This is a genomic window from Mesorhizobium sp. Cs1299R1N1 (assembly GCF_037179655.1).
GTDB lineage: Bacteria > Pseudomonadota > Alphaproteobacteria > Rhizobiales > Rhizobiaceae > Mesorhizobium > Mesorhizobium salmacidum.
This window is the reverse complement of the sequence record NZ_JAPYKR010000004.1, coordinates 186,499-205,793: the sequence shown is the minus strand read 5'-3', so window position 1 is coordinate 205,793 and position 19,295 is coordinate 186,499. Positions and strand designations below refer to the sequence as shown.

The window sequence follows — 19,295 nt, the reverse complement described above, 5'->3', positions numbered from 1 at the left end:
CCAGAAATCAGCACGGGACAATCTTCTTGACCATTACCCAACTCGACGAGCGCAAGCTCGACCCTGCAATAGCACTGGCTTCCCTGGACGACACCGCTCCCAGGGAACCGCATCGGCTTTACGCCCTCAAGCATAGCGATTGCTTTGCCGTCGCCGATGCCTATGGCGACATACGCGGCGCTGGCGACGGCTTCTTCCGTGACGACACGCGCATGCTCTCCGAATTTCGCCTGACCGTTGGCGGGCGGTCGCTGTCGTTGCTTGGCGCATCGCTTAGTCAGGACAACGTCCTGTTCACCAGCAACCTGACCAATCTGCCGATCGAGAGCGCCGCGGGCCGTCAGATTCCGCAGGGCGCGATCCATATCGAGCGGGTCAGGCTTCTGTGGGAGGAAAGGCTGTATGAACGCATCACGCTCTCCAATTATAGCCGGGAGCATTCGACGGTCCTGGTGTCGCTGCGCTTTGGCGTCGATTTTCGCGACATGTTCGAAGTCCGGGGCTCGACCCGTTCCAAGCGCGGCACCGCGCATACCGCAGAGATCGACCAGAGTTCGGTCGTGCTTCGCTACGAAGGTCTGGACGAAGTGGAGCGGACATCGGCGATCTCGTTTTCACAGCCGCCCGATCAACTGACCTCCGAGCGGGCGGATTTCTTCATTGCCGTCACCAAGCGCAGCCGCCAGACGCTTTACGTGGAGGTGGGGAGCAAGACAGACGCCCGCCCGCAAAGCGATCGGTTCCGGGCCGCCGCCGCCCGCGCCCGTTTCGGCATGCGCGCCAAGCGCCGGCATGGGGCGACGCTCCACAGTTCGGGCCGCGTCTTCAATGACTGGATGGAGCGCGCCCGCGCCGATGTGGCGTTGCTGACGACGGAACTGGCGACCGGGCCTTACCCCTATGCCGGCATTCCGTGGTTCTCCACCGCCTTCGGCCGGGACGGCGTGATTTCCGCTCTGCAGATGCTTTGGCTAAATCCCGGCCTCGCCCGTGGCGTTCTTGCGTTTCTCGCCCAGCACCAGGCGACCGAGACCTCACCCTTCAGCGATTCCGAGCCCGGCAAGATCATGCATGAGACCCGCAAGGGCGAGATGGTGGCGCTGAGTGAGTTGCCGTTCGGCCGCTATTATGGCGGCGTCGACACGACGCCGCTCTATATCCATCTCGCCTGTGCCTATGCGGACCGCACGGGAGACACGGAATTCATCGATAGCCTGTGGCCATCGCTGTGCGCCGCCGCCGAGTGGATCGAGACGGCGAGCCGTTCGACCGGGTTCCTTACCTACCAGCGCGCCGCGGAATCCGGTCTTGCCAACCAGGGATGGAAGGACAGTTTCGATTCCGTCTTCCATGCCGATGGCCGCATTCCGAAAGGACCGATCGCGCTGGTCGAGGTCCAGGGTTACGTCTTTGCGGCGTTCCAGGGATTGGCAAAGCTCGCACGGCTGCGCGGCGAAGAGGAGCGGTCGGAAAATTGGGAACTACGCGCCGATGCGATTCGCCAACACGTCGAACGCCATTTCTGGATCGAAGACCTTGGCTATTATGCGCTGGCGATCGATGGCGATGGCCAACCCTGCAAGGTGCGCACGTCCAATGCAGGCCACCTGCTCTATGTCGGCCTTCCCAATCCGGATCGCGCACGCATTGTCGCCGACCAACTGCTATCGGCTTCGTTCCACTCCGGCTGGGGGCTGAGAACGCTGGCGGACGACGCTATCTTCTTCAACCCGATGTCCTATCACAACGGCTCCATTTGGCCGCACGACACCGCGATCTGCGCCGCCGGACTGGCGCGCTACGGCATCCGCGACAACGTGGTGCGGTTGATGAGTGGGACCTTCGAATCCGCGGTTCATTTCAACATGCGGCTGCCCGAACTGTTCTGCGGATTCACGCGCGCGGCCGGCGAAGCGCCGATTGCCTATCCGGTGGCTTGCCTGCCGCAGGCCTGGTCCGCAGGCTCCGCCTTCATGCTCATGCAGGCCTGCCTGGGCCTTCAGATTGACGGTCGGACGAACGAAATTCACGTGACCCAGCCGCGCTTGCCGATCGGTATCGACAATCTCGTCATTCGCCATCTCTCGGTCGGACATGTGGCGGTGGATCTGACGTTCCAGCGCGTGGGAGATCGTGTCGGCGCCTTCCTTGCGGATGCGCACGAGGGACTGGTGCCTCTGGTGGTCAGGAGTTGAAAAATCGGAACCATCATGAGTGCGGAGCGTTGGATCACCACGTCGTGGATGCCGGAGATCCTGTCGGTGGATTTGCCGCGTCCCATTGAAAGGTAGTCAATTCGAAATGCCCGACAACAGTTGGTATCTGGTCGTCCCTTCGGCTGCAATGTGGCTCTTCATTCTCGCAATTGTCGGTATCTCATGCGTCGCGCTTGCGGTGGCAATATCGCGAGGAAATCGGGCCAGAAGCGCGAAGCTCGCCAGGTCTGAAGCAGAACCCATTCGCGGTCCGTTGCCGGAATTCGAGAAGAACGGGCAATCCGCGACCGCCGCTCTCGTCCAGTGGTCGCCGGAAACGTTGCGTCACATTTTGGCGAAGGAACTTCCCGATGCGCAGGTGATCGTGGTTTCAAACCGCGAACCCTACATCCACAACCGCAGCGGCGACGAAATCCAACTGGTCGTGCCCGCCAGCGGGCTGGTCTCCGCGCTGGAGCCGATTACGCGCGCCTGCGCCGGCACATGGATCGCCTATGGTGGCGGTTCGGCCGATCCGCTTGTCGTCGACGAAAATGACCGCGTCGAGGTGCCGCCTGAAAATCCGTCCTATACGTTGCGCCGCGTCTGGCTGAGCGAGGAAGAACTGCAAGGCTATTACCTGGGCTTTGCCAATGAAGGGCTCTGGCCGCTGTGCCACATAGCCTTCACCCGGCCGATATTCCGCGCCTCCGACTGGGAGGCCTATGAGGCGGTCAACCGTAAATTCGCCGATACCGTCGTCGCGGAGGCACGTAACGAGCGGCCCATCGTGCTGGTCCAGGACTACCATTTCGCGCTGTTGCCGCGGATGATCCGGGAGCGCCTGCCGGAAGCGATCATCATCACCTTCTGGCACATTCCGTGGCCGAATTCAGAGGTGTTCAGCATCTGCCCATGGCGCGAGAAAATTCTCGAAGGATTGCTGGGCAGTTCAATCGTCGGCTTTCACACCCAGTTCCATTGCAACAACTTCATCGATAGTGTCGACCGCTTCCTGGAGAGCAGGATCGAGCGTGAGGATTCCGCCATCTCCTATGGCGGTCAGATCAGCCTGGTTCACGCCTATCCGATTTCAATCGAATGGGAGCCGCCGCGTCTGAGCAAACTGCCCGCCGTTGCAGAATGTCGCCGGCTTATCCGCGATAAATTCGGCTTTGCCGAACACGTCAGGCTGTGCGTGGGCGTCGAACGCCTCGACTATACCAAAGGCATCCTGGACCGCCTCAACGCGCTCGATGAGCTGCTCACACTGCATCCGGAATGGGTCGGCAAGGTGGCGTTCCTGCAGGTCGCCGCGCCAAGCCGCGGCACCTTGCCTGCCTATCAACAATTGTACGAGGAATGTCTGCGCCATGCCGAGGATATCAACCAGCGCCATGGTCGTGAAGGCTATGCCCCGGTGGTGCTGGTGACCGAACATCACTCGCAAACACAGGTCTACGAGATTTACCGGGCCGCCGACGTCTGCATGGTCACCAGCCTTCACGACGGCATGAACCTGGTTGCAAAGGAGTTTGTCGCGGCGCGCGAGGATGAACAGGGCGTGCTGCTGCTCAGCATGTTTGCCGGCGCGTCGAAGGAGCTGCTGGAGGCGTTGATCGTCAATCCCTATGACGCGGCGATGATGGGCGACGCCCTGCTGCAAGCCTTGACCATGTCACCGGAAGAGCAAAGTCAGCGCATGCGACGCATGCGCGAGGTCGTACGCGAAAACAATGTCTATCGATGGGCTGGCAGCATGCTGTTCGATGCGGCGCGCCTGCGCAAGCGCGATGCGGTCGATCGTGCCGTCAACGGCGCCCCCGGTTCTCCTGGCCCCGGTTCTCGTGGCCCCGGTTCTTCTGGCCCCGGTTCTACTGGCAATGTGATATCGCTGCTCGACCGCAAGCGCGTGGCAGCGCTGTGATGTCGACATTATCAAACTTGACCGAACCCAACGTCCCGCAGGATGCGTGGTGTCTTTTCCTCGATATCGATGGCACGCTTCTCGAACATGCCGCGCATCCAGATGCGGTGGTTGTCGGCGATGAGTTGCGGACGCTGTTGGCGGGGCTCGAATTGCAATTGGACGGAGCTCTGGCGTTCATCACGGGACGGTCGATCGCCGCGGTCGATCATCTTTTCCAGCCCCTCAGATTGCGCGCCGCCGGGCTTTACGGCCTTGAACACAGGCTCACGCGTGATGGTCCGGTCGAGGCGGCGGGAGAGCCGGCCGACATTGCGGCGCTTGCCGAGGAAATCGAAGCGGAGCTGGGCAGTGCGGACGTCTATATCGAGCGCAAGGGTCCGATCCTCGCAATCCACACACGCGCGGCACCGCAATTGTTGCAGCGCGCGACGCAACTGGTCGAGCAGGCGCTGGACAGGTTGCCCGTGGGGTATCGGGTGCTGGCTGGCAATGCCGGCGTTGAATTGATGCCGTTGGAGGCGGCGAAGGGAGCGGCAATCAGGCGCTTTTTGGATCTGCCGGCTTTCGAGGGGAGGCGGCCGGTGTTTCTGGGCGACGACACATCCGACGAGAATGGTTTCGAGGCCGTGAATGAGATGGACGGCATTTCGATCCGCATCAAACCGAGCGGACCGACAGCGGCGCGCCATGTGCTTGCCGGCGTTGGCGAGGCTTTGGCTTGGCTGGGTGCGGTGAGCCAGCGCAACTTGGATGGATCGACCGGTCTGGTCCATCCCTCGAATCGAGGGAGTCGGTGATGACCCAATTCACCAGTCTCATCCTGGAGATCATGCCTGCTTGGCTACGCCGGCGGTCGCTCCCGAACGAGCACGAGAGCGAGCCGGGTTTCGATCCGTCGCGCCCGCAGGACGCGGACGAGGTCTGGCGCCAGTTTGTCCAAAAAGATCTCTTTGACACCAACACGCAGGATTACGCCGAGACCGGGGATAAAAAGACCAACCGTCACTGACGGCGGTCAGCCTTCCCCGAAAACCAGCGAAACATTGCCACCCGCGTGGCGCTCGAGGCGGCCGGCGAGGTCGAGTTCCAGCAGCACCATGAAGACCTGGGCCGGGTGCAGGCCGGTGTGGCGGATGATTTCGTCGACCGGCACCGGTGTCGGTCCCAGTGCCTCGATCACCTTGGCGCGGTCGCTCTCGCCCGGTGGCGGTGTTGCCGAAAAATCGGGCGGGTCTTCAAACGGCGGCACCTCAGGCGCACGCATGCCGGTCAGCGGAAGGATCGCCCTGGAGATGTCCGAAGCTTCGGTGACCAGCGTGGCGCCGTCCTTGAGCAGGCCGTTGGTACCGGCGGCGCGCGGATCGAGCGGAGAGCCGGGCACGGCAAAGACCAGTCGGCCCATCTCGCCGGCAAGCCTGGCGCTGATCAGCGAGCCTGAGCGCTGCGCTGCCTCGACCACCACCAGTCCAAGGGCAGCCCCTGCGACAAGGCGGTTGCGGCGCGGGAAATCCTGGGCACGCGGTTGCCAGCCGAACGGCATTTCCGAGATGATGGCGCCGCGCTCGGCAATGTCATCGCACAGGCCGGCATTTTCGGGCGGGTAGGGCAGGTCGAGGCCACCGGCGAGCACTCCGACCGTACCGGTCAAGAGACTGCCCTGATGCGCCGCCGTGTCGATGCCGCGCGCCAGGCCGGAGATGATGCCGTAGCCCTCTCTTGCGAGATCGGCTGCCAGCATGCGCGCCATCTTGATGCCGGCAAGCGACGCGTTGCGGGCGCCGACAATCGCGACCCCCGGCAACCGGAACACCGCGGCGTTACCCTTGACCGCCAGCAACGGCGGCGGATTGTCCATGCTGCGCAGCAGCGGCGGATAGTCTGCCTCGCCGATGCCGACAAAGCGTGCACCGATCCGCCGCGCGGCCTCCATCTCGGCCTCGGTTTCGGCAACGGAAGGGATGCGCACGATCCGGTTGGCGCCACCGGAAATCATCAGTTCCGGCAGCATTTCCAACGCGACCTCGGCCGAACCGAAGCGGTTGATCAGGTCGCGAAAGGAGGCCGGGCCGACATTCTGGGTGCGGATCAGCCGCAGCCAGCTTAGCCGCTGGCGATCGGTGAGACGCGGCCCGGCGGCCGGTTCGCTCACCCCTTGGCTCCGATCTTGCCTTCGGTGCCGGCAATCAGCCGCGAAATGTTTTCCCGGTGTTTGATGAAGACAATGATGCTCATCACCACGAACAGCGCTGCAATCCGCGGTGTGCTCATGAAATACAGGGCGACCGGAACGACGACGGCCGCAGCCAGCGCTGCCAGCGAGGAGAAGCGGAACAGAAAAGCCATCACCAGCCAGACAATGGCGAAGATCAGCGCCACCTGCCAGGCAAGGCCGACCAGCACACCGAGATAGGTCGCGACGCCCTTGCCCCCTTTGAACCCCAGCCATGCCGGGAACAGGTGGCCCAGGAAGGCGCCAAAGCCAGCCCAGACCGCCGTCTCAGGCGCGAAATGGCCTGCTATCAGCACGGCGGACGTGCCTTTCAGCGCGTCGAGCAGCAAGGTCGCGGCGGCAAGCCCCTTGTTGCCGGTGCGCAGCACATTGGTGGCGCCGATATTGCCGGAGCCGATCTTGCGTACGTCACCAAGGCCGGCCGCGCGGGTGAGCAGCAGGCCAAACGGAATTGAGCCCAGCAGATAACCGAACACCAACGCCAGGATCAGGCCGTAAGTCATTGTTTCCCCCGCATTTTCCACAACCATGCTCGATGTGGCATGGTTACCGCCGGCTCAGGCAGGAAATACTGTGCGGCCCGCCACCAGCGTTTGCAAGACCTTGCCTTGCAGTCGTGCGCCTTCGAAGCATGTGTTTTTCGAGCGCGAGCGGATGCCGCTTTCACTGACGATCCAGGGTTCATCCAGATCGACGAGCGCGAGATCGGCTACCGCGCCCGGCTTCAGTGTGCCGCCGGGCAATCCAAACAGCCTCGCCGGCGCGGTGGACAAGGTTTCGATCAGCCTGAGCAAAGGCACGTCGCCATTGTGGTAGAGCCGCAAGGCCGCCCCAAGCAGGGTTTCGAGGCCGATGGCACCGGCTGCTGCATCGGCGAAGGGCAGCCGCTTGGTGTCGACATCCTGCGGATCATGCGAAGAGACGATGACATCGATCGTTCCGTCCTTCACCGCCTCGATCACAGCCAGCCGGTCTTCCTCGGCGCGCAGCGGCGGCGTCAGGCGGAAGAAGGTGCGGTACTCGCCGACGTCGTTTTCATTGAGCGACAGATTGTGGATCGATACGCCCGATGTCACGGCCGCGCCGTCAGCTTTCGCCCGCGCCACGGCGCTTGCCGCCATTGCCGTCGATATCTTTGCCGCATGGTACGAACCGCGCGTCAGCCGCGCCAGCGCAAGGTCACGCTCGAGCGGGATGGATTCGGCCTCACGCGGAATGCCGGAAAGGCCAAGCCAACTGGCGTACAGGCCTTCATTCATGACGCCCGATGACCCAAGGTCGGCATCCTGCGTTTCATGGACGATGGTGGCGCCGAAATCGCGCGCGTAGGTCAGCGCGCGGCGCATCACCAGCGCGCTCGATATGGTATGCCGCCCATCGGTGAAGGCGACCGCACCCGCCTCGCGCAGCAGGCCGAACTCCGTCATCTCGCGCCCGTGGAGGCCCTTGGTGATGGCGGCGGCCGGAAAGATGTTGACGACGGCCGTATCCTTGGCGGTGCGCAGCACGAATTCGACCAGCGCCACATTGTCGATCACCGGGTCGGTATCGGGCATCATGACGATCGACGTCACCCCGCCCGCGGCCGCGGCGACACTCGCCGAAGCGATGGTTTCGCGATGCTCGCCGCCCGGCTCTCCGATGAAGACGCGGCCATCGATCAAACCTGGCATGATCGCCTTGCCGGCGCAGTCGATCGCCGTGGCGCCGTCGGGGACGCCCTGGTTCAGCGCAGCCTTGCCAGCGGCAACGATTTTCTTGCCATCGACTATGACCGAGCCGACTTCGTCGATGCCGCGCGAAGGGTCGACGATGCGGGCACGTTCAAAGACCGTGATGCTCATGCGCCGCGGCCCCCATGATTGCGGCCCTCTTGATTACGACGGGGATCGAGCAGGGCTTCCATCACCGCCATGCGCACGGCGACACCCATTTCCACCTGCTCCTGGATGACGCTTTGCGGGCCGTCGGCGATTTCGGAGGCGATCTCGACACCTCGGTTCATGGGGCCGGGATGCATGACAAGCGCGTCGTCCTTGGCCGCTTTCAGCTTCTCGGCATCCAGGCCGAAATAGCGGAAATATTCGCGCACCGACGGCACGAAGGCGCCCTCCATGCGCTCGCGCTGCAAGCGCAACATCATCACCACATCCGCGTCCTTGAGGCCTTCCGCCATCGAGCGGCAGACGATGACGCCCATCCTGTCGATGCCCGAGGGCAACAGCGTCGAGGGCGCCACCACGCGGACCTGTGCGCCGAGTGCGTTGAGCAGCATGATGTTGGAGCGCGCCACGCGCGAATGCAGGATGTCGCCGCAGATCGCCACGATCAGCTTCGACAGCGGACCCTTGGCGCGGCGGATGGTGAGCGCGTCGAGCAGCGCCTGTGTCGGGTGTTCATGCGCGCCATCACCGGCATTGACCACCGAGCAGCCGACCTTCTGCGCCAGAAGGGCCGCCGCGCCCGCCGACTGATGACGGATGATCAATATATCGGGCCGCATGGCGTTCAGTGTCATCGCGGTGTCGATGAGCGTTTCGCCCTTCTTCACGGAAGAGCTCGCCACCGACATGTTCATGACGTCGGCGCCGAGCCGTTTTCCGGCCAATTCGAAGGACGACTGCGTGCGGGTCGAGGCTTCGTAGAAGAGGTTGATCTGGGTGCGGCCGCGCAGCGTCGATGTCTTTTTCTCGGACTGCCGAGAGATCGCGACCGCCCGATCCGCCCTGTCGAGCAACAACTCGATATCGGCGGGCGAAAGATCGCTGATGCCCAGAAGATGGCGGTGAGGATAGAATGGCAGGGACGAAGCGTCGGTCATCTCAAGGGGCTGCTATAGGGTGCGGATTTCGCGCCCGCAAGCACCCGCTTTGGATTGACGCCGTTCTCCCCGGTATTTTCGTCGCGCGCGCGGCAACGCTTGGGCTATATCTAGCCGATGGCCTCGGATTCGAGGCTTTCCGACGACAGGGCCTTTCTAGAAGGATTGGGCGTGACCGACGACGTGACGAACCAGCCGCCGCCGCTGACGGGCGGCAACGCCTGGCGAGGCGATCCGTTGCTGATCCAGCTTGCCGAACGCTTTTCGGATCCGGTGCGCAAGGATCTCGATGGGATTGGCCGTTTCGTGCTCACGCAAGAAGCCCAGGAACTGGCGCGCCTCGCCAATGTCGAGACACCGAAACTCAGGACCCACGATCGCCAGGGACGGCGCATCGACCTGGTCGAATTCCATCCCGCCTACCACGCCTTGATGCGCCGTTCGGTGGCCAACGGCCTGCACTCTTCAGTCTGGGAAAATGGCGACGCCGAGATTGGCCGCCGCCACCAGGTGCGGGCCGCCCGTTTCTACCTGACCGCCGAGCTCGAGACCGGACACCTTTGCCCCATCACCATGACCAGCGCCTCGCTGGCGGCGCTGATGGCCAGTCCAAAACTGTTTCGCGAATGGGCGCCGCGCGTAACGACACGCAAATACGACCAGAGCCAAAAGCCGCCGGTCGAGAAGACCGGGCTGACGCTCGGCATGGGCATGACCGAGAAACAGGGCGGCACGGACGTGCGGGCCAATGTGACCAGGGCGGAACGCGTCGGAAGTGGGTTCTACCGCCTGACGGGACACAAATGGTTCATGTCGGCGCCGATGTCGGATGCCTTCCTGGTGCTGGCGCAGGCGCCGGAGGGGCTGTCGTGCTTCCTGGTGCCGCGCGTGCTCGGCGACGGGTCGGGCAATGGCTTTCGTTTCCAGCGGCTGAAGGACAAGCTCGGCAACCGCTCCAACGCGTCTTCCGAGGTCGAGTTCGTCAACGCCATCGGCGAGATGGTCGGCGAGCCCGGCGCCGGCGTCAAGACGATCATGGACATGGTGACGCTGACCCGGCTCGACTGCGCGGTGGCGTCTTCGGCGATCATGCGGGCGGGGCTGGCCGAAGCGATCCATCATGCTCGTCATCGCCAGGTGTTTGGGACCAACCTGATCGAGCAACCGCTTATGCAGCGCGTGCTGGCCGACATGGCGCTCGATGTCGCCGCGGCGACCGCGCTCTCGTTCCGGTTGGCGCGTTCCTTCGACGAGGCGGCGAGCGATCGCGGCGAGGCGGCGTTCGCCCGCGCCATGACACCGGTCGTCAAATACTGGGTCTGCAAGATCGCACCGCCGCTGCTTTATGAGGCGATGGAGTGCCTTGGCGGCAATGGCTATGTCGAGGAAGCTCCGCTCGCCCGCTATTACCGCGAAGCACCTGTCAACGCGATCTGGGAAGGATCGGGCAATGTCATGGCGCTCGATGTGCTGCGCGTGCTTGGCCGCGCCCCGGGCCTTTTCGACGAGGTGCTGGGCGGCATCGACCGCGATCTCGGCGCCGGCGGGCGCGGCACGATCGGTGTTCTGAAGGCGGCCATGCAGGTCGCTTCGACCGACCAGGGCTCGGCCCGGCTGCTGACGGAGCAGCTTGCGCTGTCGGCGGCGGCGGCCGAGTTGCGCCGGCTGGGGGCAGGGCGGATCGCCGACGCTTTCGTCGAGACGCGGCTCGCGGGCCAATGGCGCAATACCTACGGTATGCTTGATTCGCGCCACGACGCGCGCATGATCATCGATACGCTCTATCCGCCGGTGAATTGACGGCGATGCCATTCATCATTCGAGGCTGTTGCCGGACTCTTCACCGGCCCGGCCGTCGCCGTTAACCTTAACAAATGGTTTCCATTGCGGCGGCGGACCGCAAAGCCCACTGTCATTCCTGTCGAAGCAGGAATCACGATGCGACACGTATTGACCTCCTTTCTGTCGGTGCACTGGGCGATCGTTTTCGGCCTGCTCGCGCTGATCTGTATCGATGGAAATCGAGGTGTGGCGGCGGCTCTTGGGGTACTCGGGGTGGCCGTCGAGAGCGCCCGATTGATCAATCTGGAGAATATCGTCGTGGTCGCTCCGCTGGCGACCGCGTTGCTGGTCGTGGCGGTGCTGTTCTTCTGGGCCTTTGTCGATACGCTGATCAACGACGCGTCCAGCCCGGGCGCCGACAGCGTAATTCGCATCGCCTTTATTTCCGCTTCCGGCGTGATGTCGATGATCCTGATCGGCGGCGCGGCGCAAGGCATCAACGGTCTGTTCATGGTGGTGGCCGTGCAACTGGCCGCACTTCTGGCTTCCTATGTCGCCATGCTCGCCGAACGGCGTTCGGTAGCTGCGTCGGATGAGGACGAATTCCACGCCACGGCGCACAGCATGGCGAAGGCCGCGGCGCATAATTCGCTGCTCTCCCTGATATCGGGCCGGACCGGCTCGAACGGCAAGGGAGGTCGCTGATGCGCTACATCTTCGCGTTGTGGGCGGGCCCGATGGCGCTGTTCTGGGGCTGGTTCTATCTGTCGGCCAACGACATGAATTTCGGCTACGTCATGCTCAGCCGGCAGATGCACGACTTCTTCTTCCAGCTCTATGGTCAGATACTCGGTATCGATCCAGCGATCATCCCCGGTATGGTGGCCAAGACCTGCATCTTCGACGGTTTTCTGCTTATGGCGCTGTGGGCGTTTCGCCGCCGCAGTGAGATCATCGGCTGGATCAGGCAGAGGTCGGTGGTTCAGGTTCCCTTCGATCGGCTGCATCGAGCGACTGAAGCCGGTCCAAAACTCCCTGCAGAATAAAGGCGGCTGCCGCCGAATCGATCTTGCCGGCGCGTTTGGCGCGCGAGAAGTCCATTTCGATCAGCGTCCGTTTGGCGGCGACCGTCGACAACCGCTCATCCCAGAACACGAAGGGCAGGTCACTCAGCTGCGCCATGTTGCGCACGAAGGCGCGCGATTTCTGTGCGCGTGGGCCTTCCGACCCGTCCATGTTGATCGGCAGTCCGATCGCCACCGCACCGACATTCTCCTTCTCCAGCAACGCCAGAAGGACGGCGGCATCGAGTGAGAATTTCTTTCTGAGGATGACCGGGCGGGGATGAGCGAAGGAGAAACCCCGGTCGGAAACAGCGACGCCGATCGTCTTGTCGCCGAGATCGAGCCCCGCCAGGGTCTTGCCATGGGCGAGCCGTGCCGGCAATTGCTCAATCGTGATGACAGCCAACGGTTTTTCCTCGTCTTTTCGGCGCCACGCGTCTTTTCGGATGCGCGGCGGACACTATACCCTTTGATATCTGGGCTATCGGCGTTCTATCGTCTGGCTCGGCAAAAATCGAGGAAATGCATTCATGAAACTGACCTGGTACGGCCACTCGGCCTTCCGCATCGAAACTGGTGCCGCGAAAATCCTGATCGACCCCTATCTGATCGGCAACCCATCCTGGACGGGCGATTGGGAAGGGCCGGCCGAAGGGATCACGCATGTTCTTTTGACACACGGGCATAGCGACCACATCAGCGGCGCGCTGGAAGTGCTCGGCAAGAGCGGCGCCCAACTGGTCGCCAATTTCGAGATCTGCATGTACCTGGTCGGCAAGGGCGTCAGCGACAAGAAGATCAATCCCGGCAATATCGGCGGCACGGTCGATTGCGGCGGCTTCACCACCACCTTCGTCCAGGCGCTGCACTCTTCCTCGTTTGGCGAAGAGGGCGGCAAGAACGTCTATCTCGGCAATCCGGGTGGGCTGGTTCTGCATTTCCCGGAAGACAAGACGCTCTACCACATGGGCGATACCGACATCTTTTCCGACATGGCGCTGATCAACGAGCTGCACGAGCCGAAGATCGGCATTGTTCCGATCGGAGACCGCTTCACCATGGGTGGCGCGGTGGCAGCCCTTGCCTGCCGCCGCTTCTTCAAGTTCGACACGGTTGTCCCTTGCCATTTCGGCACGTTTCCGATGATCGATCCGACGCCTGAGAAGTTCGAAGCCGGCATGGAAGGATCCGGCGTCAAGGTCGCATTGCCGAGGATCGGGGAAACGATTACGATCTAGAAACAACCAAAGCGGACAAATCCATGGTGTTGGGGCGATCTCTTTGCGTGTCGATGTTTGTCGCGGCGTCGCCCGCGCTCGCCGCGGATGATTTCATCGAAGGCGTCTATCTCCAGTCCGAGGAACTTTGCGCGCAGGCCAAAAAGGACATGCTGCAGACGCTTGTCGATGCCGGCAACATCGTGCTTTCGAAGAATGGCCTGCAAGGCGTGGAATACAATTGCGAGTTCGTGCAGGTCAGCAAGGCGACGCGCTCGCCGAGCTGGGCGGTGACGGCGATCTGCCAGGAACCGGGCTATGTCTTTCCCGATGTCCTGTCGGTAACGCGGATCAGCCCGACGCAGCTCGATCTCGTCTCGGTCCGGCCCATCGACGATGAAAGCGAGGCGAGCGGTAACAGCGGCAGCTATTATCTGTGCGAGGGCGTTGCCCTGCCATGAAGCTGTTTGCCCGATTGTCGGCCGGCGCATGTTGCGCGCCGCGCGCCGCGCCGCTATAGCGCGGACTGGTTTTTCCCGAGGCGAATACATGTCCGTTGATGTCAAGACAGTGAAGCGCGTCGCGCATCTCGCCCGCATCGCAGTGAGCGAGGAAGATGCCGAGCGCATGACCGGCGAGTTGAACGCCATACTGGGCTTCGTCGAGCAGTTGAACGAGGTCGATGTTTCCGGCGTCGAACCAATGACCTCGGTAACGCCGATGGAGATGAAGAAGCGCGGTGATGTCGTCACCGACGGCAACAAGGCGGCCGACATCGTCGCCAATGCACCGGCGACCGACGAGAATTTCTTCCTCGTGCCGAAGGTCGTGGAGTAAGGCGCCGATGGCAATCGAGATCGCCATCGAGACGCCGCTGCAGGATGACGTGCGCGACCTGGTCAGGCAACTCAACGAAACCTTGCTCGAATTGACGCCGCCGGAGCATTGCTACCATCTGACGGTCGAGCAGATGGCGGGCCATGACACGACCGTGTTCATCGTCCGCGACAACGGCACCGCCATTGGTTGTGGAGCGCTGAAGCGCCATGGCGGCTCCATTGGCGAGGTCACGCGCATGTATATCAGGCCGTCGCATCGTGGTCAGCGGATCGGTGCCAGGATTGTGGAACGCGTTGAAGCCTTGGCGCGCGATGAAGACCTCAAGCGGCTGGTGCTGGAGACCGGCGATCGCCATCCCGCCGCCTGGACCGTCTACGAACGTGCCGGCTTTTCGCGTTGCGGCCCGGTGCTGGATTATCCCGATTCCGAATGGTCGGTGTTTTACGAAAAGAGCCTTTGATGAGCGACCTGACCCATCTGACGATTTCACAGGCCCGCGCCAAGCTGCGCGCCAAGGAGATTACCGCGACCGAGATCACCGAGGCCTATCTCTTGGCGATCGATCGCGCCAATCCGACGCTCAATGCCTATGTCGCGGTGACCGGCGACAGGGCGCGCGACATGGCCAAGACGTCGGACGCCAGGCTGCTCAAGGGCGAGGGCGGTGCGCTGGAAGGCATTCCGCTCGGGATCAAGGACCTGTTTGGCACCGAAGGCGTCCACACCCAGGCTTGCAGCCACGTGCTCGACGGCTTCAGGCCGCGTTATGAATCGACTGTCACATCCAATCTGTGGGCCGACGGCGCGGTCATGCTGGGCAAGCTCAACATGGACGAATTCGCCATGGGGTCGTCCAACGAGACCTCCTACTACGGCCCGGTCATCAACCCGTGGCGGCGTTCGCGCCTCGATACGGTGGTGATGCCGACGACACATCAGGGCGATGGCGGCTTCGTTTCGGCCGGTGGCACGAAGACCCAGCGCAGCCTCGACAATGCGCAACTGGTGCCGGGCGGCTCTTCCGGCGGTTCGGCGACCGCTGTATCGGCCTTCCTGTGCGCCGGTGCGACAGCGACCGACACCGGCGGTTCGATCCGCCAGCCGGCCGCCTTCACCGGCACGGTCGGCATCAAGCCGACCTATGGCCGCTGCTCGCGCTGGGGCATCGTCGCCTTTGCCTCGTCGCTCGACCAGGCCGGGCCGATCGCCCGCGACGTGCGCGATGCCGCGATCCTGCTCAAGTCGATGGCCTCGGTCGATCCGAAGGACACGACGTCCGTCGACCGGCCGGTGCCGGACTATGAGGCTGCGATCGGCAAGCCGATCAAGGGCATGAAAGTCGGCATTCCCAAGGAATACCGCGTCGACGGCATGCCGGAGGAGATCGAGGCGCTGTGGCAGAAGGGTATTGCCTGGCTCAGGGATGCCGGTGCCGAGATCGTCGACATCTCCCTGCCGCACACCAAGTATGCGCTGCCTGCCTATTACATCGTCGCGCCCGCCGAGGCTTCTTCCAACCTCGCCCGCTATGACGGCGTCCGCTACGGCTTGCGCGTGCCGGGCAAGGACATCGTCGAGATGTACGAGAAGACCCGCGCCGCCGGCTTCGGCCGCGAGGTCAAGCGCCGCATCATGATCGGTACCTATGTGCTGTCGGCCGGCTACTACGACGCCTACTATCTGCAGGCTCAGAAGGTGCGTAATCTGATCAAGCGCGACTTCGAAAACGTCTTCGCCGCCGGCGTCGATGTCATCCTGACACCGGCTACACCGTCCGCCGCCTTCGGCATCGCCGACGAGGACATGGCCGCCGATCCGGTCAAGATGTATCTCAACGACATTTTCACGGTCACCGTGAACATGGCCGGCCTGCCGGGCATTGCCGTGCCCGCCGGCCTCGATCCCAAGGGATTGCCGCTCGGCCTGCAACTGATCGGCAGGCCGTTCGAGGAAGAGACATTGTTCCAGACCGCGGCCGTCATCGAGCAGGCGGCCGGCTCATTCCAGCCGGAGAAGTGGTGGTAAGGGTATCGCTCGCCTGACGCGTGACCTCCGAAATCGCGTCGATTTCGGAGAGAATCATGCGCAAAACCAAAGCACTGCAGCGTCAACGACGCCGTAAGGGTTGAGCGATGTTCTACTATCTTTCCAAGATCTTCTGGTTCTTCGTCCAGCCGCTCAACCTGGCGATCTTCCTGCTTTTGGCGGGGCTGATCGCCGGGACGATCGGCCGGCGGCGACTTGCCGTCACCGGCAGCGTGCTGGCGTTCCTGATTCTTGCGCTGTCGGCGTGGACGTCGCTCGGCGCCATGATGCTCAATCCGCTGGAGGAACGCTTTCCCAAGCCGCCGCTTCCGGAGAGGGTGGACGGCATCGTCGTGCTCGGCGGCGGCTTCGAGGGCGCCATCAACCTCGCGCGTGGCGGCTATGAATTGAACAGCAGCGGCGATCGCATGGTCGAGACCGCAATCCTCGCCCGGCGTTTCCCGCAGGCAAAGGTGGTCGTCTCCGGTGGAAACGGCTCACTGTTCTTCGACGGCGAAGGTGATGCCGACACCGCTCCGCGCCTGCTCGAGGCGCTGGGTGTCCCGGCCGATCGGCTGATCCTCGAAGACAAATCCCGCAACACCTACGAGAATGCGGTCTTCAGCCACGAACTGGTCAAACCCAAACCGGCCGAGACATGGCTACTGGTGACATCAGCCTTTCACATGCCACGCGCCAAGGCGCTGTTCGACAAGGCCGGTTTTTCAACCGTTCCCTGGCCGGTCGACTATCGCACCTCCGGTCGGGAAGGCATCGGGCTGTTTCGCGACAATGCGGCCGATTCAGTACAGAACACGACCATGGCCATCCGCGAGTGGATCGGACTTTTCGCCTATTGGCTTTCCGGGCGTATCGATCAGCCGTTTCCGGCGCCGGGCGGCTGACCGATCACGGCGCGCCGCGCCGCCGAGAAGAACTGGCGCCGTATCAGGACGGCCAGCAGCAGAAGCGTCGACAGCACGAACACCACCGGATCCACGAACCAGCCGAGATAGCCGATCGAGAAGAACACGCCGCGCAAGCCCGAATTGAAATGCTTGCCGGCCAGCATATTCATTTGCGTCGCGCGCCACACAGCCGTTTGCGTGACGGGATTGCGCGAGGCTTCGCCATGTGGGATCGGCACCGCGCCAATCAGGATCGAGCAGTAATTGAACAGCCTGTAGGCCCAGCCGAATTTGAAGAAGGAAAAGGCCAGGATCAGCACCAGTCCCAGCACCTTTATCTGAAAGGCGGCGCGCGACGGCGCGCCGCCGAAGGGCAGGGTGCTCAGCACCTCAAGCACCCGGTCGGACGCACCAAGCAGGGCGAAACAGCCGCCGAGCGCGATCAGTGAACTGGAGGCGAAGAAGGCGGTCCCCTGCTGCAGGCCGCTCATGATGGCGGTATCGACGATGCGGATCTCACGCTCGGCCATGGTGCGCATCCAGGCCTCTCGTTGGGCATTCATGGCAGTCGTCAGCGACATGCGGCTAACCAGCTTGCCATCGGAAGCAAGCGTGTGCAGCACCCATGCGAGGAGGAAAAAGCCCAGCGCCGCGAGATCGGCCGTCGAAAGATAGGAGGAATCGCCCATAGGGTGAATTTATCACATCTTCATTGCTTCGATCGCCGCATGCAGCGTCGGGCAATCAATGTCGCTGCCGGAGCAAACAAGGTCGGCAGGTGCTGCGCCGCGATTGTCAAAAGAGCGGAAACATCTCGGGAATTCCTATATGTAGTCCTCGACGTGATCCAGGAGACAGCGTGTTCCTTTCGGTTTTCGACCTGTTCAAGATCGGCATCGGCCCCTCGAGCTCGCACACGATGGGGCCTATGACGGCTGCGCGCCGGTTTCTCGACGAGGTCGCGGGCGACGACTGGCCGCGGCCGGCCGGCGCCAAGGTCGACCGCATCGGCGCCAGCCTGCATGGCTCGCTCGCCTATACCGGCATCGGCCATGGCAGCGATCGTGCCGTCATTCTGGGCCTTGCCGGCCAGACGCCGCAAACGGTCGACCCCGACCAGGCCGACGGTATCATCAGCCGCATCACCGCCGACAAGCTGATTTCACCGCCCGGCCACCCTTCCTACCATTTCGACCCGGCCACCGATCTGGTGCTCGACCGCAAGACGCCGCTCACTGGTCATGCCAACGGCATGGCGTTCTACGCCTACGACGCCGGCGGCCGGTTGCTGCTCAAGCGCATCTACTATTCGATCGGCGGTGGCTTCGTGGTTTCGGAAGAAGAGCTGCAGCGGATGAAGGCAAAAGGCTCGGTCACGACCGAGGGCAAGAAGGTGCCGTATCCCTTCAAGAACGCGGTCGAGATGCTGAAGATGGCGGCCAAGAGCGGCCTTTCCATCGCCGACATGAAGCGCACCAATGAGGAAACGCAGATGTCGCGCGAGGCGCTCGACGCCGGTCTCGACGCCATCTGGGACGCGATGAAGGGCTGCATCGACCGCGGCCTGTCGCAGGACGGCATCATGCCGGGTGGGCTGAAGGTGCGGCGGCGCGCCAGGCAGCTGCATGACAAGCTGCAGGAGCAGTGGCAGCAGAACCGGCCGAACCCGCTGCTCGCCAATGACTGGCTGTCGATCTATGCGATGGCCGTCAACGAGGAAAATGCGGCCGGCGGGCGTGTCGTCACCGCGCCGACCAACGGCGCGGCCGGCACGCTGCCCGCGGTGCTGCGCTACTGGCTGCATTTCCATCCCGAGGCCGACCAGCCGAGCATCCGCGACTTCCTGCTGACGGCAGCGGCCGTCGGGGGCATCATCAAGTCCAATGCGTCGATCTCCGGCGCCGAGGTCGGCTGCCAGGGCGAGGTCGGCTCAGCCTCGGCGATGGCGGCCGCCGGCCTGTGCGCCGTCATGGGCGGCACGCCCGAACAGGTCGAGAATGCCGCCGAGATCGCGCTCGAACATCATCTCGGCATGACCTGCGACCCGGTCGGCGGGCTGGTCCAGGTGCCATGTATCGAGCGCAACGCGCTGGGTGCCGTCAAGGCGGTGACGGCCGCGTCATTGGCCATCAAAGGCGACGGCGTGCATTTCGTGCCGCTCGATGCCGCGATCGAGACCATGCGCCAGACCGGGCTCGACATGAACGAAAAGTACAAGGAAACCAGCCTTGGCGGGCTGGCGGTCAATGTCGTGGAGTGTTGAGGACTGGCCCAAACCGGTAC

Annotated in this window: 20 protein-coding genes; 14 read left to right on the top strand and 6 right to left on the bottom strand. The window is 63.1% G+C overall.

Going from position 1 to position 19,295, the window contains the following annotated elements; all coding sequences use genetic code 11:
• Positions 1–32: 32 nt before the first annotated feature.
• From O7A70_RS10880 to O7A70_RS10865, 4 genes are all read left to right on the top strand, one after another.
• Positions 33–2,195 carry an amylo-alpha-1,6-glucosidase gene (locus tag O7A70_RS10880; RefSeq protein WP_337140562.1) on the top strand — a complete coding sequence of 721 codons (2,163 nt, stop codon included), beginning with the start codon at positions 33–35 and terminating at the stop codon, positions 2,193–2,195.
• A gap of 106 nt (positions 2,196–2,301) precedes the next feature.
• A complete protein-coding gene (locus tag O7A70_RS10875) occupies positions 2,302–4,122 on the top strand; it encodes an alpha,alpha-trehalose-phosphate synthase (UDP-forming) (protein ID WP_337140382.1) in 1,821 nt (606 codons plus the stop codon).
• The gene (otsB, locus tag O7A70_RS10870; RefSeq protein WP_337140381.1) at positions 4,122–4,922 is read left to right on the top strand and encodes a trehalose-phosphatase; all 801 of its coding nucleotides are present in this window, start codon (positions 4,122–4,124) and stop codon (positions 4,920–4,922) included. The genes O7A70_RS10875 and otsB overlap by 1 nt, the downstream gene beginning before the upstream one ends.
• Positions 4,922–5,134, top strand: a complete 213-nt coding sequence (locus O7A70_RS10865) for a hypothetical protein (protein ID WP_337140379.1) — start codon at positions 4,922–4,924, stop codon at positions 5,132–5,134. Before otsB ends, O7A70_RS10865 begins: the two co-directional genes overlap by 1 nt.
• A 6-nt stretch (positions 5,135–5,140) precedes the next feature.
• On the opposite strand, the gene dprA is transcribed toward O7A70_RS10865, so the two are convergent.
• From dprA to O7A70_RS10845, 4 genes are read right to left on the bottom strand one after another with little or no spacing between them, the layout of a single operon-like run.
• Positions 5,141–6,274: a DNA-processing protein DprA gene (dprA, locus tag O7A70_RS10860; protein ID WP_337140378.1), complete on the bottom strand. Its 1,134-nt coding sequence runs from the start codon at positions 6,272–6,274 to the stop codon at positions 5,141–5,143.
• On the bottom strand, positions 6,271–6,858 hold the full coding sequence (gene plsY / locus O7A70_RS10855; protein ID WP_337140377.1) for a glycerol-3-phosphate 1-O-acyltransferase PlsY: 588 nt from the start codon (positions 6,856–6,858) through the stop codon (positions 6,271–6,273). Before plsY ends, dprA begins: the two co-directional genes overlap by 4 nt.
• A 54-nt stretch (positions 6,859–6,912) precedes the next feature.
• Positions 6,913–8,199 (bottom strand): dihydroorotase, encoded by a 1,287-nt coding sequence (locus O7A70_RS10850; protein ID WP_337140376.1) that lies wholly within the window; start codon positions 8,197–8,199, stop codon positions 6,913–6,915.
• Positions 8,196–9,176 carry an aspartate carbamoyltransferase catalytic subunit gene (locus tag O7A70_RS10845; RefSeq protein WP_337140375.1) on the bottom strand — a complete coding sequence of 327 codons (981 nt, stop codon included), beginning with the start codon at positions 9,174–9,176 and terminating at the stop codon, positions 8,196–8,198. The genes O7A70_RS10850 and O7A70_RS10845 overlap by 4 nt, the downstream gene beginning before the upstream one ends.
• A 117-nt stretch (positions 9,177–9,293) precedes the next feature.
• Here O7A70_RS10845 and O7A70_RS10840 point away from each other — a divergent pair, with 117 nt between their 5' ends.
• From O7A70_RS10840 to O7A70_RS10830, 3 genes are all read left to right on the top strand, one after another.
• Positions 9,294–10,976, top strand: coding sequence for a DNA alkylation response protein (locus O7A70_RS10840; protein WP_337140374.1), 1,683 nt, complete (start codon positions 9,294–9,296; stop codon positions 10,974–10,976).
• Positions 10,977–11,114: 138 nt separating this feature from the next.
• Positions 11,115–11,663, top strand: a complete 549-nt coding sequence (locus O7A70_RS10835) for a hypothetical protein (RefSeq protein ID WP_337140373.1) — start codon at positions 11,115–11,117, stop codon at positions 11,661–11,663.
• On the top strand, positions 11,663–12,004 hold the full coding sequence (locus O7A70_RS10830) for a DUF6105 family protein (RefSeq protein ID WP_027142588.1): 342 nt from the start codon (positions 11,663–11,665) through the stop codon (positions 12,002–12,004). The genes O7A70_RS10835 and O7A70_RS10830 overlap by 1 nt, the downstream gene beginning before the upstream one ends.
• Here O7A70_RS10830 and ruvX read toward each other — a convergent pair.
• On the bottom strand, positions 11,922–12,428 hold the full coding sequence (gene ruvX, locus O7A70_RS10825; protein ID WP_337140372.1) for a Holliday junction resolvase RuvX: 507 nt from the start codon (positions 12,426–12,428) through the stop codon (positions 11,922–11,924). The two genes, O7A70_RS10830 and ruvX, sit on opposite strands and share 83 nt — an antisense overlap.
• Positions 12,429–12,552: 124 nt before the next feature.
• On the opposite strand from ruvX, the gene O7A70_RS10820 reads away from it, so the two are divergent.
• From O7A70_RS10820 to O7A70_RS10795, 6 genes are all read left to right on the top strand, one after another.
• Entirely contained in the window at positions 12,553–13,260 is a 708-nt protein-coding gene (locus tag O7A70_RS10820) for a metal-dependent hydrolase (protein WP_337140371.1), read from the top strand.
• A 53-nt stretch (positions 13,261–13,313) separates the two neighbouring features.
• A complete protein-coding gene (locus O7A70_RS10815; RefSeq protein WP_442921179.1) occupies positions 13,314–13,700 on the top strand; it encodes a hypothetical protein in 387 nt (128 codons plus the stop codon).
• A gap of 88 nt (positions 13,701–13,788) precedes the next feature.
• A complete protein-coding gene (gene gatC, locus O7A70_RS10810; RefSeq protein ID WP_015317757.1) occupies positions 13,789–14,076 on the top strand; it encodes an Asp-tRNA(Asn)/Glu-tRNA(Gln) amidotransferase subunit GatC in 288 nt (95 codons plus the stop codon).
• Between the two features lie 7 nt (positions 14,077–14,083).
• The gene (locus O7A70_RS10805) at positions 14,084–14,539 is read left to right on the top strand and encodes a GNAT family N-acetyltransferase (RefSeq protein WP_337140369.1); all 456 of its coding nucleotides are present in this window, start codon (positions 14,084–14,086) and stop codon (positions 14,537–14,539) included.
• A complete protein-coding gene (locus tag O7A70_RS10800) occupies positions 14,539–16,104 on the top strand; it encodes an amidase (protein ID WP_337140368.1) in 1,566 nt (521 codons plus the stop codon). The genes O7A70_RS10805 and O7A70_RS10800 overlap by 1 nt, the downstream gene beginning before the upstream one ends.
• Positions 16,105–16,211: 107 nt before the next feature.
• Positions 16,212–17,009, top strand: coding sequence for a YdcF family protein (locus tag O7A70_RS10795; protein WP_337140367.1), 798 nt, complete (start codon positions 16,212–16,214; stop codon positions 17,007–17,009).
• Here the strand turns inward: O7A70_RS10795 and O7A70_RS10790 are convergent.
• Positions 16,982–17,701, bottom strand: a complete 720-nt coding sequence (locus O7A70_RS10790) for a DUF599 domain-containing protein (protein WP_337140366.1) — start codon at positions 17,699–17,701, stop codon at positions 16,982–16,984. The two genes, O7A70_RS10795 and O7A70_RS10790, sit on opposite strands and share 28 nt — an antisense overlap.
• Before the next feature lie 170 nt (positions 17,702–17,871).
• Here O7A70_RS10790 and O7A70_RS10785 point away from each other — a divergent pair, with 170 nt between their 5' ends.
• Complete coding sequence (locus tag O7A70_RS10785) at positions 17,872–19,275, top strand: L-serine ammonia-lyase (protein WP_337140365.1); 1,404 nt, start codon at positions 17,872–17,874, stop codon at positions 19,273–19,275.
• The last annotated feature ends 20 nt before the right edge of the window (positions 19,276–19,295 follow it).

Coding starts and splice junctions, on each gene's coding strand:
- O7A70_RS10875 (WP_337140382.1), top strand. CDS start 2,302: ATGCCCGACAACAGTTGGTATCTGGTCGTCCCTTCGGCTGCAATGTGG.
- otsB (WP_337140381.1), top strand. CDS start 4,122: ATGTCGACATTATCAAACTTGACCGAACCCAACGTCCCGCAGGATGCG.
- O7A70_RS10865 (WP_337140379.1), top strand. CDS start 4,922: ATGACCCAATTCACCAGTCTCATCCTGGAGATCATGCCTGCTTGGCTA.
- plsY (WP_337140377.1), bottom strand. CDS start 6,858: ATGACTTACGGCCTGATCCTGGCGTTGGTGTTCGGTTATCTGCTGGGC.
- O7A70_RS10850 (WP_337140376.1), bottom strand. CDS start 8,199: ATGAGCATCACGGTCTTTGAACGTGCCCGCATCGTCGACCCTTCGCGC.
- O7A70_RS10845 (WP_337140375.1), bottom strand. CDS start 9,176: ATGACCGACGCTTCGTCCCTGCCATTCTATCCTCACCGCCATCTTCTG.
- O7A70_RS10840 (WP_337140374.1), top strand. CDS start 9,294: ATGGCCTCGGATTCGAGGCTTTCCGACGACAGGGCCTTTCTAGAAGGA.
- O7A70_RS10835 (WP_337140373.1), top strand. CDS start 11,115: ATGCGACACGTATTGACCTCCTTTCTGTCGGTGCACTGGGCGATCGTT.
- O7A70_RS10830 (WP_027142588.1), top strand. CDS start 11,663: ATGCGCTACATCTTCGCGTTGTGGGCGGGCCCGATGGCGCTGTTCTGG.
- O7A70_RS10820 (WP_337140371.1), top strand. CDS start 12,553: ATGAAACTGACCTGGTACGGCCACTCGGCCTTCCGCATCGAAACTGGT.
- O7A70_RS10815 (WP_442921179.1), top strand. CDS start 13,314: ATGTTTGTCGCGGCGTCGCCCGCGCTCGCCGCGGATGATTTCATCGAA.
- gatC (WP_015317757.1), top strand. CDS start 13,789: ATGTCCGTTGATGTCAAGACAGTGAAGCGCGTCGCGCATCTCGCCCGC.
- O7A70_RS10805 (WP_337140369.1), top strand. CDS start 14,084: ATGGCAATCGAGATCGCCATCGAGACGCCGCTGCAGGATGACGTGCGC.
- O7A70_RS10800 (WP_337140368.1), top strand. CDS start 14,539: ATGAGCGACCTGACCCATCTGACGATTTCACAGGCCCGCGCCAAGCTG.
- O7A70_RS10795 (WP_337140367.1), top strand. CDS start 16,212: ATGTTCTACTATCTTTCCAAGATCTTCTGGTTCTTCGTCCAGCCGCTC.
- O7A70_RS10790 (WP_337140366.1), bottom strand. CDS start 17,701: ATGGGCGATTCCTCCTATCTTTCGACGGCCGATCTCGCGGCGCTGGGC.